Annotated in this window: 7 protein-coding genes; 3 read left to right on the forward strand and 4 right to left on the reverse strand. The window is 75.2% G+C overall.

Annotated features, from left to right (window positions below; all coding sequences use genetic code 11):
* The first annotated feature begins 40 nt into the window (after positions 1 to 40).
* Positions 41 to 1,030 (forward strand): ABC transporter ATP-binding protein, encoded by a 990-nt coding sequence (locus tag OG896_RS34915; RefSeq protein WP_329371803.1) that lies wholly within the window; start codon positions 41 to 43, stop codon positions 1,028 to 1,030.
* Here OG896_RS34915 and OG896_RS34920 read toward each other — a convergent pair.
* From OG896_RS34920 to OG896_RS34930, 3 genes are all read right to left on the reverse strand, one after another.
* Positions 1,016 to 3,832, reverse strand: coding sequence for a hypothetical protein (locus OG896_RS34920; protein ID WP_329371805.1), 2,817 nt, complete (start codon positions 3,830 to 3,832; stop codon positions 1,016 to 1,018). The genes OG896_RS34915 and OG896_RS34920 overlap by 15 nt on opposite strands.
* A gap of 161 nt (positions 3,833 to 3,993) precedes the next feature.
* Positions 3,994 to 7,332 carry an ABC transporter permease gene (locus OG896_RS34925; RefSeq protein WP_329371807.1) on the reverse strand — a complete coding sequence of 1,113 codons (3,339 nt, stop codon included), beginning with the start codon at positions 7,330 to 7,332 and terminating at the stop codon, positions 3,994 to 3,996.
* Between the two features lie 270 nt (positions 7,333 to 7,602).
* Entirely contained in the window at positions 7,603 to 8,034 is a 432-nt protein-coding gene (locus OG896_RS34930; protein ID WP_329371809.1) for an NTP pyrophosphohydrolase, read from the reverse strand.
* A 466-nt stretch (positions 8,035 to 8,500) separates the two neighbouring features.
* On the opposite strand from OG896_RS34930, the gene OG896_RS34935 reads away from it, so the two are divergent.
* Both OG896_RS34935 and OG896_RS34940 read left to right on the forward strand, forming a co-directional pair.
* The gene (locus OG896_RS34935; protein ID WP_329371811.1) at positions 8,501 to 8,857 is read left to right on the forward strand and encodes a hypothetical protein; all 357 of its coding nucleotides are present in this window, start codon (positions 8,501 to 8,503) and stop codon (positions 8,855 to 8,857) included.
* 69 nt (positions 8,858 to 8,926) lie between these two features.
* Positions 8,927 to 11,143, forward strand: coding sequence for a SpoIIE family protein phosphatase (locus OG896_RS34940; protein WP_443057198.1), 2,217 nt, complete (start codon positions 8,927 to 8,929; stop codon positions 11,141 to 11,143).
* Between the two features lie 7 nt (positions 11,144 to 11,150).
* Here OG896_RS34940 and OG896_RS34945 read toward each other — a convergent pair whose 3' ends face one another.
* Complete coding sequence (locus OG896_RS34945; RefSeq protein ID WP_329371813.1) at positions 11,151 to 12,809, reverse strand: hydrolase; 1,659 nt, start codon at positions 12,807 to 12,809, stop codon at positions 11,151 to 11,153.
* Positions 12,810 to 13,088 lie beyond the last annotated feature (279 nt).

The following is a 13,088-nucleotide window of genomic DNA, read 5'->3' on the forward strand; positions in this document are numbered from 1 at the left end:
GGCCGTGGCCGCTCGTGAACGGACAGCCGGTGCACCGGACTTGGCGGAGTTGACGCGACGGGCTGCCGCGGCCGCGGTGCCGGACCGGGACGAGGGCCTGGTCGTGTGCGAGAACCTGGTGCGGATCTACCAGACCGAGGGCGTGGAGGTCCAGGCGCTCCAGGGCCTGGACCTGGCCGTGGCCGAGGGCGAGATGATCGCGGTGATCGGGGCGTCCGGCTCCGGCAAGTCCACCCTGCTGGGCATACTCTCCGGCCAGGACGTGCCCACCGCGGGCTCCGCCGAGGTCGCCGGGCACGACCTGCTGGCGATGAAGCGCCGCGCCCGGCTGGAGTACCGGCGCTCCACCGTGGGGTTCGTCTGGCAGCAGACCGCCCGCAACCTGCTGCCGTACCTCTCGGCGGCCGAGAACGTGATGCTGCCGATGACCTACACCGGGGTGCGGCGCTCCGGGCGCCGGGCCCGCGCCGAGGAACTGCTCGACCTGCTCGGCGTCGGCCACTGCCGGGACCGCACCCCCGACGCGCTGTCCGGCGGCGAGCAGCAGCGGGTCGCCATCGCAGTCGCCAACGCCAACGAGCCCCGGGTGCTCTTCGCCGACGAGCCCACCGGCGAACTCGACACCGCCACCAGCGACGAGATCTTCGCCGCGCTGCGGCGGGCCAACGAGGAACTGGGCGTCACCGTGATCGTGGTCACCCACGACACGCTGGTGTCCGAACAGGTCCAGCGCACCGTCCGGATACGCAACGGCCGTACCTCGACCGAGGTGCTGCGGCGGGTCGCCACCGGCGCGGACGGCGTCGAGGCCCTCACCTCCGAGGAGTACGCGGTGCTGGACCGCAACGGGCGGTTGCAGATACCGCGCGAGTTCACCGAGCGCCTGCACCTGCGCAAGCGGGTGCGGCTCGCCCTGGAGTCCGATCACGTCGGCGTGTGGCCGGACACGGCCGCGCGCCAGGCGAAGGCGGCCGCCGACGCGGAGGGCGACGGGACCGGCCACGTGCCGCCGCCGTCAGCCGAGGCGTAGCACCGCGCCCAGGCGGCGCCTGCGGGCGAGGACGGTCTCCGTGGCCGCCGCGACCAGGATCAGCAGGACCACGCCGCCGACCAGGGCGAGGGTCAGCGCGTAGTCGGTGCGCAGCGCCGGTTGCGTGGCGCCGCCGGTGAACTGGCGCAGGTTCAGCGTCGGCGCCATGAGCCGTGGTTCGACCACGCCGACCAGGGTGCCGCCCACGGCCGCGGCCGCCGCGAGCGGGAGCATCTGCAGGAAGTGCAGCGCCCCGGCCGCCTTGCCGCTGAGACCGAGCGTCCGCAGGAACGAGGTGGTGCGGCTGCGTTCGTGCGAGGTGAGGATCAGTTCCAGGGCCACCGCGAGCAGGCCGGACAGGGCGGCGAGAACCGAAGCGGTGGCGTAGACGTTCTCCAGGCCGCGGGTCAGGCCGTCGTCGCGCAGGGCGCTGAGCGTCCCGGAACGGGTGCGGACCGTTGCCAGCGGCCCGAGCGCCCTGGCCGCCGCCGACCGGAGGGCCGCCGTGCTGGTGCCGGGACCGTCGCCCTGGAGCAGCAGCACGGTGGTCCCGGAGGACTGCTGCGGCATGAGGTGGTCGGCGGAGGCGGCGGTGATCAGCAGCGGTGTCCCGGGCGCGAGTTGTGCCGTGATCGGGCCCAGCAGGGGGTCGCGCAGGTCCGCGGCGCTGAGGGTGCCGACGGGGTCCAGGGCCAGCTGCACGGGCGGACGGCCGTGGTCCTCGACGGTGGAGGTGAAGCCGCCGGTGCGCTCGCGCGCCCGCAGGGCGGGCGACACGACGGACGGCAGCGGGACGCCCGCGCCCGCGGTGGTGCCCGCCGGGCCGGTCAGCGCGGACCGCAGGGTGCGGGCCAGCGGCGAGTGCGGGGCGAGGGCCGCCAGTTGCCGGGGCTCCACGGTGATCACCGCGACCGACGGGATCTCGGCGCCGTCGGCCTGCCCGACCAGATCCAGCGCGTGCAGATGCTGGAGGGCGGTACGTATCCCGCTCGTGCCGGTCAGCGCGTCCGGTGCGGGCGCGGTGTCCCCGGCGGTGGTCGCGGAGGCGTCGGCGCCGGTGCTCCAGGCTGCGCCCGCCGCCAGGCCGTCGCCGATCGTCCGCTGCACGAGCCCGCCGAACACGGCCGTGCCCAGCGTCAGGACCAGCACGAACAGGGCCAGCCCGGTCGCCGGGGCGTCGTGCGCGGCCCGGGCCGCTCCGATGAAGCCCACGGTGCCCTTGCCGCGGCGGGCCCGCAGGAGCAGCAGCCGCAGGGCGAGCGGGTAGAGCCGCAGCAGGATCAGCACGGTGGCCAGGGCCAGCAGCACCGGCACCGCGCCCAGCACCCAGTCGGGCCCCTGCGACCTCAGCGCGGCCACGCCGGCAGCCGCCGCGAGCAGCACGGTGACCTCCACGACCACGCGCCGGCGGCCGGCGACGGGCCGGCGGGTACGACGCCGGCGGGCGGTCCGTCGTGGCCGGGGCGGTTCGCGGACCGCGAGCCAGGTCAGCAGCGACACCGTCAGCGCCGCGGTCGCGGCGAGCACGGCCGCGGACAGCGGTCGCGGAGTCCCGGAGACCCCGGTGGGAGCGAGCAGGCGGCCGCCCGCCCAGCCGAGCAGCGCGGCGATCACCACCACTGGCCATGCCACGGCACTGCGCAGCAGGACCAGCCGCGCCGTGGAGGCGCCGCGCGCACGCTGTAGCCGCAGGTGCGCCTTCCGCCGGCGCAGCAGCAGCCGTACGGCGACCGCCGTGGTGGCCAGCGCGACCGCGGCCAGCGCGTCGACGGCGAACGTGGCGAGCCCGCGGGCCTGGTGGTCCTGCGCGGTGAAGGTGCCGACGAGCGGTGTCAGCGCGTCGGTGACCGTCAGCGGTCCCGTGTGCTGGCTGCCGACCGCGCAGCTCTCGCCGCCGGTGTACGCGTCGGTCCCGCGGCACAGGGCCCGGTCCAGGTCCGTGCCGTAGCGGGACAGCGGGCCGCTCAGCGCGCGGGCCCGGTCGAGCGCCGACTGGCGCAGGTCGGCCCGCAGCTGCCAGGTCACCGAAGGGCCGGGCACCCCGGCCGCGGCCAGCCGGTCGGCGGCGTCGGTGCCGACCAGGCCGCTGACGGCGAGCACCGTGCCGCCGGCGTGCTGGGCCGGGTGGCGGGAGGGCTGGACCAGCGACGGCCGGTTGCCCCAGAAGTCGTCGGCGCCGGCCGCGGTCCGGAAGATCCCGCTCACCACCAGCCGCGCGTCGGGCGACCTCTGCAGGGCCGGCACCCGGGCGAACTCGACGCCGAGCCGGCTGCCGGTCCGAACTCCCAGTGCCTGCGCGGTGGCCTGCGACAGGCCGATCTGCGGCGCCGCGCCGATCGGCGTGCGGTCGGCCGGCGCGTGGCCGCTGACGTAGCGCAGATGCGCCCGCGCGTCCGGCAGGTGGCTGATCGCCAGTGTGGTGCTGCTGCCCGTCTCCCCGGGTGGGAGCGGGGAGGTGAGGGTGGCCGGGTTGTAGTCGTAGCCGCCGCTGCCGGCGAAGCTGAGATGCCGCGCCGCGGAGCCGCTGAGCCGGTGGGACAGGGTGCGGCCGTCGCCGAGCAGGGTGGCCATGTCCAGGGCCGGCGGGCCGGAGTTGAAGACCTCCGGCACGGTGCTCAAGGTGATCAGGGGGGCGCCGGCCTGCGCGGCGGCGACGCGTTGCCGTAGCGCCCGGTCCTCCTGGCGGCCCGCGAGCGAGGGGGCCCACGCGCACATGCCCGCCAGCACCAGGACCAGCACCGCCAGGCAGGCGAGCAGCGGCAGATCGCCCCGGGCCTCCTTGCGGACCAGGCGCAGCGTCATCGCCGCACCCGTGCGCCTGCCCGGACCCGGACCCGGACCTGCGGCGGGACCCGGCCCCGTATTCGTATCCGCGGCGGTACCCGCACCCGTGTCCGTACCCCTGCCCCCGCCCGGGACGCGTCGCGCGGTCCGCCCGGTCCGGTCCTGCCCGGTGGCGCGCCTCAACGGTCTTCCCCCGCCCGCAGCACGCGCACCAGGTCCACCCGGGCCAGCAGCCGGGCCAGCGCCAGCACGACCGCGCTGACGGCGAGCGCGGTCGCCACCGCGGTCAGCGCCACGGTCCGCCAGGGCATGACCAGCGGCAGCGGCGGATACGGTGCCTGCCCGCTGTCGTCCACGGTGACCAGCGGCAGCACCGCCGACGCCAGCCCCATGCCCATCAACGCCCCCGGGATCACCGCGAACAGCGCCAGACCGACCTGCTCCGTACCCAGCAGCGCGGCCAGCCGTCCGGAACCGACGCCGATCGCCCGCAGCAGCGCGAACTCCTTGCGGCGCTGCCGGGCGGAGATCACCGCGTGGACGGTGAAGGCGATGACCGCGAAGCAGGGCGCCAGGTCGCGCACCAGCTCCAGTACCCGGCGCAGCCCGCTGCGGAACGGGTCGGACCGCAGCGCCGCGGCGGCCTGCGCCGTGGTGGTCACCCGGCCCAGCGCGGGCTGCGCCCGCACGGCGGCGGCCGTGCGCGCGCTGTCGGTGCTGCTGATCCACCAGAACGCCGGGTCCTGCTGCGGGGCACCGGCGCGGGTGAGGGCGCCGGCGAGCAGGCGCTGGTCGGCGATCAGATGCCCCTGCCCGCTGCCCAGTCCGCGCGGCGAGCCGACCCGGCCCACGACCTTGGCGGGCACCGGGGCGCCGCCGCCCAGGTCCAGCGTGGTGGCGCTGCCCACGGTGAGGTGGCCCTCGCGCAGTGCCTGCGCGTCGGCGCGCACGGGAAGCGGCGCCGGCCCGCCGGCGGGCCCGGCCAGCATCCGCACCTCACTGTCGGGCTGGGTCCTGTCGTCGTCGGCGCCGTCGGTGGCGTCCCCGCCCGGAGTCCGCTGACCGGTGCTGATCGTGGTCCGCAGGACGGCGGAGCCGCCGGCGCGGATCGAGCACACCCCCGGGAAGCCGTAGACGTACGCGCCGGACGTGTCCCCCCGGCAGGCTCCCGCGGCGGCGTCCGCGGCGGCCGCGGTGCCGTCGCTCCACACCTGCCCCCGCGGCAGGGGAGCGGCCCAGCTGTCCGCGGTGCCGCGCGAGCCGATCCGGAGCAGGTCCAGGTCCAGCCGGGCGGGCGCCACCCCCACCTGCGGCAGGACGTTGATCGCGGTCACCGTCAGCGGGTACGCGCGCGGGCGGCCGCCGCCGAGCGCGACGTCCAGGGGGATCGCGAGGGTGTGCCGGGCGCCGTCGGCGGCGGGCAGGGCGGTGGACAGGGTGCTGTCCAGTCCGGCCGCGTCCTGCACGACCAGTTCCAGGTGGGGCGGCGCGGTGTTGCCGTCGCTGCTCAGCTTCTCGTCCAGCAGCAGCGTGGTCGGCCGCCCCGGGAGGGTGATCCCGTACGCGGTCGGGGTGGACGTACCGGTTGGGGAGGCCGTACCAGGCGCCGTGGACGTGCCGGGGACGGCCCCGCCGATGGTGGCGTCCAGCTCCTCGCCGGTCCCGCCGGGCAGGTTCACCGTCACCTGGGTCACCGGCGTCACGGCCGTCACCGCGGGCAGCGCCCGATAGGCGGCGCCCAGCACCTCGGCGGGGTAGTCGTTGTCCTGGCCCGGATCGATCCTGACGTCCGCGCCGACCGTGAACGCGGCCTGCTCGGAGGCCAGACCGCCCAGGCACGCCAGCGCGGTGGTGGCGAAGGCGCTCACCGACACGGCCAGGCACATCAGCACCACCGGGCCGGCGTTCCGCGCGGCGCGCCGGCTCAACTGCCACCCGGCCAGCGCGGGGACCAGCCCGCGGCCCCGGCGGCCGAACGCGTCCAGCAGCCGGGAGGTCAGCGGCAGCAGCCGCAGCAGCAGGAGCGCGGCGGCCCCGCTCGCCACGGCCGGGACCAGGACCATCACCGGGTCCACGGACACGCCGCCGATTCCGCCCGCGATCAGCGAGCGGTGCCGCCGCAGTTCCAGGAACCCCAGGATCGCGACGGCCGGCAGCGCCAGATCGGCGCCCCACCGCTGCGCGACGGCCGCCCGCGCGCCCCGGCCCGCCCGCAGCCGCACCGTCGGCAGGACCGGCAGCAGGACCGCCGCGGCGTGCACCAGCAGGGCCAGACCCACTGCCGCCCAGGCGTCGGCGCCGCGGCTGCCGGGGTGCAGCAGCCCGGCCAGGTACGGTGCCGCGACCGCGGCCGGTACCCCGGTGACCGCCCATTCGGCCGCCGCGCCGCGCAGCAGCCGCGGGGTGCCCGCGCCCCTGGCCTGCTGGAGCGCCAACTCGTCGCGCCGGCGCACGGTCATCTGACGGGCGGTCAGCAGGAGGGTGGCGAGCGCGAGGACGGCCAGCATCACGCTCGGCAGGTACAGCGCGGACCGGGCCGCCACGGTCGGCACTTCCAGGTCGTCGATCGCCTCCGGAAGGCCCGAGGACACCGCCAGGTCGTCCAACGACGGCCGCTGCCCGTGGAACACCGACACGTCGCTCTGGCTGCCGGTGAAGCCGCGCACCCGGTCGTGCAGTCCCGCCAGGTCTCCCGAGCCGAGGTGGGAGAAGTCCGGCTGTACGCTCCAGCGGGCCGTCACGTGCCCGTTCAGCACGGCGCTTCCGTTCAGGGCCGCCGCGGAGACCACCAGCAACTGCTGGCTGCTGCTCTCACCCTCGGTCAGGTCACCGGCCATCGCGGGCCAGAACCCGACGGCTCCGGCCGCCCGGAAGACGCCGGAGATCCGCAACGTCATGGTGCGTCCGGCGGCGTCCTTCAACCGTACGCGCGAACCCGGGTGGAGCTTCAGGCGCTCGGCCAGCGGCTGGGGCACGGCGGCGTCCACCGGGGCCGTCGAACCCGTGGAGACGCGGACCTCGGGCAGCGAGGTGAACGCGCCGGCCGGGGCGTCCGCCGTGCCGGCCGGCCAACTCCCCGCGACCAACTGCCCGTACCTGCCCGGGTCCTGCACCGCGACCGGGTGCAGCCCGCTGCCGCCGGGCCCGCGCGGCGGCCCCTCGACGCCGTCGACACCGGTCACCGACACCGCCGAAGTGCCCAGTAACCCCACGGACGTTCGCTGCGGCACGCTCCCGAAGACCCTCGCGGCGGCGGCCCGTACGCTCCGGTCGGCGGCCGCCATCCCCCCGGCCCGGAACGACGCGTTGACCGACACCTGCGCGTCGAGGTCGGCGGCCAGCCGCCGGTCCGCCTCGGACTCCACCGAACGCCCCGCCAGCGTCACGAGAGTTGCGAGGGCGGTCGCGCACAGGAGTACGGTCACCGCGACCGCGGCCAGCACCAGGCCGTGCTGCGTCGAGCGTCTCGCTGCCGCGGGAAGGCGGCGCGGTGCGCGGGTGACGGCCGTTCCGACCACGTGAACCCCCGTCCGCGGTCTCGAACATGTGACGTAGCGGTGCGTCGCAGTCCTACCAGGCCGCGCCCCGCCGACGCAATGTCGGTCCCCCTGAGGGTGCCCTGACCCCCCGGGTTGCCCCGTCCTGTCGGCTGAGGGACCACCCGCCGGTGGTGGGCTTGTCGCGCAGTTCCCCGCGCCCCTGGATTGCTTCGGGTCCTTCCGCGGAAGGAGGGGCACAACCCAGGGGCGCGGGTGGTCCCGGGGCCGGGAAAGGGGCAGCCCGGGGGGTCAGGGGCGCCGTCTCACCGTGCGGGGGCCCGTGACGTCGGCGCCCACGGCGACCACGCGGGAGCGGAGGCCGCGGTCGGCGGTGACCACGAGACAGCGACGGGCTCCGCCCCCGTGGCCGCTTTCGCCTGCGCGGGCCTCCGCCGCCACCTCGGCGATGAGGTCGTCACCGCTGCCCGGCGCGGAGCGGACCGTCACACCGGGGACGGAGCCGACCCCGCGGGCCGCGCCCTCCACGACGAGGACCACGTCCAGGGGGACGCCGACCGTCCAGGGCGGCGCGGGGCCGTCCGCGGGAAGCCCGGCGGTCGCGTAGGGCACGAGAGCGTCACGCAGGCGCTCGGCGGCCGCGTACCGGTCGCGCCACCAACCGTCCGGCACGGAGCCGACCACGTTCGCGCCGTCGACGACGAGCAGTGGTCGTTCGGTCACGCCCCCCACCCTCGCACACGCGCCTCACTGCAGCGGGGGCGCGGCCGGCTCGGGCTGGGGCGTCGGCGGGATCGGGTCCGGCGCGGGGGAGGGCGGTGTCGGCTCGGGGCCGGGAGGCGTCGGAACGGGATCGGGAGCCGGCCCGGGCACCGGGTTCGGCGTGGGGTTCGGTACGGGGCTGGGTCCGGGTCCGGGTCCCGGCGTCGGGTCCGGACCCGGCGAGGGGCCGCCGGGGCGCGGCGGCGTCGGCGTCGGGAATGGCTCGGTCATCATGTCCTCCCAGGTCGGTACGGCACGGGACGCGAACGCGCCCCGCGATCGACGCCCTGTCGCTTACCCGATGCCTCCGCGGGCATGCCGCCCGCGGCCCGTGCGGGTGAACCCGGTGAGGATCGGCAACCGTGTCCCCATCCGCCATGTCCCTCCGGGCAACCCCATCCCGAGGAAGGGAGCCGAACCCGTGCCCATGGACCGCAGAGTCCCCGCGCAGCGCCTCGGCGGCGCCGACGGCCTCGCCCATGTCGTGATCACCGCCCGGGACGAGGCCAGCGCCTACCGGGTCTTCGACGCGCTGGTGGAGCACTTTCCCGGCGTCGAGGCGCCCGTCCCGTGGCCCGCCCGCCCCGGCCTGGTCGCGCTGCGCGTCCTCACCCCGACCCTCCTCGCGCCCCTCGGCCCCACCGTCGGCTCGCCGCCGTCGCCACCCCCGCCCCCTCCCTCGGACCGCCCGCACGGCCGCCCCCGCACATCCCGTCCGTCATCGGGTGATAATGGCCATGATGACCATCATTCCGGCAAAAGCGATAAACGTCCCCGAAAGTGACGAAGTCACCCTGGTGATGCGTCGCGCGTACGTGGTCCCCGGCCCCCGGCCCGACCCCGGAGCAGTTGGATGACAGCTCGCAAGCGCCTGGCCCGCGGCCGCTACGACCCCCGCGTGGGCCCCTCCGCCTCCGGCCGTCCCGTCTCCCCGGCGATCGGCCCGGAGGAGCGGCTCGCCATGAACGGCATGGGCAGCTTCGACTGGGACCTCGACCAGGGCGTCTTCGACCTCGACGAGGCGGGGCTGCGCGTGTTCGACCTGCGGCCCGAGGAGTTCAACCGCAGCCCCGACGCGCTGGTGCTGCGCGTCACCCACGAGGAGGGCGACCGGATCGACCGCGAGCTGCGCCGCGCCATGCAGTCCGGCCGGCGCAGCTACGGCGGCTACTTCCAGATCACCCGCCGGGACGGCGTCAAGCAGTGGACCCACACCCAGGGCACGATCCTGCGCGACGAGCACGGCTACGCGCACCGCGTCGTCGGCATCGTCAGGGACGCCACCGACGACCTCACCCAGGCCCCGCCCGCCGCCGCCCCCGCCGAGGGCGAGGTGCCGCCGCGCCACAGCTTCTCCTCGATCGTCGGCCGTATCACCGAGGCGCTCTCGCACGCCGTCACCATCGACGACGTCACCGCCGTACTGACCGGCGTCGGGGGCGTCGAGCGGTTCCGCGCGGACGGGCTGACCCTCTCGCTGGTGGAGGGCAGCAACATGAGGTTCGTCGCCACGGCCGGCGAACTCATGCGCGGGGTGCCCTCGTTCAAGCCGGTCCGGCTGATCGAGTCACTGCCGCTCGCCGACACCGTGCTGACCCAGCAGCCCCAGTTCTTCGCCGACAACGACGAACTGGAGGCCCGCTTCCCGCTGGCGCGCCCGTTCGTCGAGAAGATCGGGATGGACGCCTGCGCCTTCCTCCCGCTGATCGCCCAGTCCCACTCCATCGGCGGGCTCGCCCTCTTCTACCGCGGCCGCACCCGGTTCAGCCGCGAGGACCGGGAGCTGTGCGCGGCGCTGGCCGGCATCCTCGCCCAGTCCCTGCAGCGCGCCATCCTCTTCGACCAGGAACGCGAGTTCGCCACCGGACTCCAGGCCACGATGCTGCCCCGGCACGTCCCGCGCTTCGACGGCGCCGAGATCGCGGTGCGCTACCACGCCGCCTCCAGCGGCCGGGAGGTCGGCGGCGACTGGTACGACGTCGTGGCGCTGCCGCAGAACCGGGTCGGCCTGGTGGTCGGCGACGTCCAGGGGCACGACACCCACGCGGCTGCCGTGATGGGCCAGTTGAGGATCGCCCTGCGCGCCTACGCCGCCGAGGGACACCCGCCGTCCACCGTGCTGGCCCGGGCCTCCCGCTTCCTCGCCGAACTCGACACCGAGCGCTTCGCCACCTGCGGATACGCCCAACTCGACCTCACCACCGGCACGTTGTGGACCGCGAGGGCCGGCCATCTCGGCCCGCTGATCCGGCACACCGACGGGCGTACCGGCTGGCCGAACGTCCGCGGCGGCCTCCCGCTGGGCCTGGCCACCTCGTTCGACCTCCAGGAGTTCCCCGAGACCCGGCTCGACCTGGTCCCCGGCGAGACCCTGGTGTTCTGCACCGACGGCCTGGTCGAGGAGCGCGACGCGGACATCACCATCGGCATGGAGGCGCTCGCCGAGGCCGTCCACCACGGCCCGCAGCGCGCCGAGGAGTTGGCCGACCACCTCGCCGACAACCTCTGGCAGCGCTGGGGTTCCAACGACGACGTCGCGCTGCTCATCCTGCGCCGCTCCCCGGACCCCGGCACCACCCGCGCGCCCCGCATCCACCAGTACGTCCACCAGGCCGACCCCGAGGGGCTGGCCGACGCCCGGCTCGCGCTGCGCCAGGCCCTCACCGCCTGGGAGCTGGACGACCTGTCCGACGACATCGAGCTGGCCGCCGGCGAACTGCTCGTCAACGTCCTGCTGCACACGGAGGGCGGCGCCGTCCTCACCCTCGAAGTGCTGCCGGAACCGGTGCGCCGGGTCCGGCTGTCCGTGCAGGACCGCTCCAGCGTCTGGCCGCGCCGCCGTACCCCCGGCGAGGCCGCCACCTCCGGCCGCGGCCTGCTGATGATCGACGCGCTCGCCGACAACTGGGGCGTCGAACCGCGCGGCGACGGCAAGGCCGTGTGGTGCGAGTTCGGCCCCGAGGACGGCGAGGACGGCGAGGACAGCGAGGACGGCGAGGACGGCGAGAGGGCCGAGGGGGAGGGCGGCGGGGGCGGCGGCGGGGTCACCGACACCGACCCCACCGCCTGACCCGTGCTCAACTCACGTTCAGCGCCGTGTCGTCGATGACGAACGAGGTCTGGAGCTTCGACCCCTCCACGCCGGTGAACTTCACCGTCACCGTCTGACCCGCGTACGCGCTCAGGTCGAAGCTGCGCTGCGTGTAGCCGGCCGCCGCGTTCGTGTTGGAGTACGTCGCCAGCGTGGACAGCACCGTGCCCGAGGAGTTGAGCACCTGCGCGGTCAGCGTGTCGTACGCCGTCGTGCCCGTCTCCGCGGTGTCGATGTGCAGCCAGTAGCTCAACGAGGCGGAGCAGCCGGACGGGATGGACACGCTCTGTGACAACGTGTCGTTGGTGGCGGTGCCGTAGCCGTCCAGCCACGCCTTGTACGAGCCGGTGTGCGCGGCCTCCGCGGTGGCGTTCGTGATCACCTTGCTGCTCGCCGTCCAGCCCGTGTTGCCCGACTCGAAGCCCGGGTTGGCGAGCAGTTGCGCGGAGGTGCAGCCGCCCGAACCGCCCGTGGTGGAGCCGGTGGTGGAGCCGGACGACGTGCCCGAGGACGTACCGGAGGAGGTGCCGGACGACGTGCCTGACGACGTGCCGGAGCTGGTGCCTCCGGTGGTGCCGCCGCTGCCGCCGCCGGCCAGCCACGCGGTGGCGTTGAGCGCGAGGGCCGCGTCGGTGCCGCGCGTGTCGTTCCACCCGTCGTACAGGGTGTTGCCCGACTGGCCGGTGCCGTCGTCGACCGGCGAGCTGTCACCCCAGATCGCCACCCGGCCGCTGCCGAAGGTGCTGGTGACGAAGAACGCGCCGGTGTTGCCGGAGTAACCCGTGCGGTACAGCAGCCCCTTGACGGCCGAGTTGTCGGCCGGCTTGAGGGTGAAGGTGGTGCCGTCCGCGATGATGCTGCCAGTCACGGTGCCGAACGGGCCGTGCAGCACCGGGTCGGAACTGTCGCTGATCGCCTTGGGGGTGTCGGTGCTGATGTCGAGCAGGTCCACGGAGAAGCCGAACGGGTCGGAGTTGTCCACCCCGTTGCTGGTCAGCAGGTCGTTGATCACCTTCGGCGAGTCGTAGCCGTCGTTGTTCCGGTCGCTGCCGTTGTGGTCGGAGATCAGGAACAGGCCGCCGCCGTTCTTGACGAACGTCATCACCGCGGTCTTCTCGGCGGCGCTCAGCTGGGTGTTGGGCTCGTCGAGCACGAACTCGTCGAAGTTGCTCAGGTCCTGCGGGTTGGAGGAGTCGCCGTAGGTGATGGTCTTGCCGGACGGCAGCGTCGCCAACTGGTAGCCGCCGGCCTTCTGCAGGGCCACGCCCCACGACGACAGCGCGCCGGTCCAGTCGGTCTCCTTGCTCGGCGAGGAGTTCTCGCCCAGCGGGTCGGGCTGGCTGGTGCTGATGATCCAGTCGGCGTTGCCGGCCGTCTCGGCCTTCGTGTTGTCGAACAGCACGCGGTGGGTCGCGGCGGCGGCCGGGGCGGCCCCGGTCCGCGGGTCGGCCGCGGCCTGCGCGCTGCCGCCGGACAGCCCCAGACCGCCGAGCGCGGCCACCGCGCCCAGCGCGGCGATCGCGCCGACCAGCACGCGGCTGCGGGGGACCAGCGGGACACGCGGCAGCCGCGGCGCCCGGTCGGCGTCGGCGGTACGGGATCTGCGGGGCGAGCCGGTGGTGCCAGGGACTCGGAAAGCGGGCATCCGTCAACCTCCAGGTGGGGGCGGTGCAGGGGGGAACCGTCATCGGAAGCGGGCGTGCGGGTGCGGTACATGGTGCGCCACCTGATTCTCCGCGCGTAGAGCCCGAGAAGCATGTGTCTGGTGTGACGAATCGGTGAACGTCCCTCGAAGCACACGAGTGCGCGGCGGTCCCGGGCGCCACCACGGTGGCCCCCGTGCTGTCGCGGACCGGGCCGCGGCGGGTGACGATGGCTCCGGGCCCGCGGGCACCCGGCGCCGGTACGGGTAGCGGCACGGCAC

Origin of the sequence: Streptomyces sp. NBC_00669, assembly GCF_036226785.1 — a bacterium.
In the GTDB taxonomy this organism is placed as follows: Bacteria; Actinomycetota; Actinomycetes; order Streptomycetales; family Streptomycetaceae; genus Actinacidiphila.